This is a genomic window from Pectobacterium peruviense (assembly GCF_002847345.1).
In the GTDB taxonomy this organism is placed as follows: Bacteria; Pseudomonadota; Gammaproteobacteria; order Enterobacterales; family Enterobacteriaceae; genus Pectobacterium; species Pectobacterium peruviense.
Map to the genome: position 1 here is coordinate 1 of NZ_LXFV01000056.1, position 630 is coordinate 630.

At 46.2% G+C, this 630-nt stretch carries 2 protein-coding genes; both read right to left on the reverse strand.

Annotated elements, in window-relative coordinates; genetic code table 11:
* On the reverse strand, positions 1 to 263 hold a 263-nt coding region (locus tag A0G03_RS20625), incomplete at its 3' end, for a flagellin N-terminal helical domain-containing protein (protein WP_445326035.1).
* Positions 264 to 462: 199 nt separating this feature from the next.
* Positions 463 to 630 (reverse strand): flagellin (locus A0G03_RS20630; protein ID WP_279628618.1); only part of this gene is annotated, 168 nt, incomplete at its 5' end.

Here is a 630-nt window from a genome sequence, read left to right on the forward strand (position 1 = left end):
AAGTTGTTGTTGATTTCGTTCAGGTTACCTTCTGCGGTCTGAGTCAGAGAGATACCGTCGTTCGCGTTACGCGCAGCCTGCGTCAGGCCTTTAACCTGTGCAGTCATACGGTTGGCAATCGCCTGACCAGCAGCATCGTCTTTTGCACTATTGATACGCAGACCAGAAGACAGACGCTCAATAGCGGTGCCCAGAGAAGATTGTGATTTATTCAGGTTGTTCTGGGTAACCAGAGACATGATGTTAGTATTAATCGATGCCATGATAAGCGTTCCTTAATCAATGAGATGTTAAGTGTCGGGTTCAGCTCATTGGCTCATCCCCGTCCTTACTAATTATCGGAACCTTTTTCAAAATCTTTAATTTTTTGTCTGTCTGCGTTTTTTATTCAAAAATATCTGTTTCAGAAAGAAAAAACCCAGCACATGGCTGGGTTTTAGCATCACGCTATGTTGCTTACGATTAACGCAGCAGAGACAGAACGGTCTGAGGAACCTGGTTCGCCTGAGACAGCACTGATGTACCAGCCTGCTGCAGAATGTTCGCCTTGGTCATGTTCGACACTTCCACCGCATAATCCGCATCCTGAATTCGGCCACGGGCGTTAGACAGGTTGTTGATGGTGTTGTT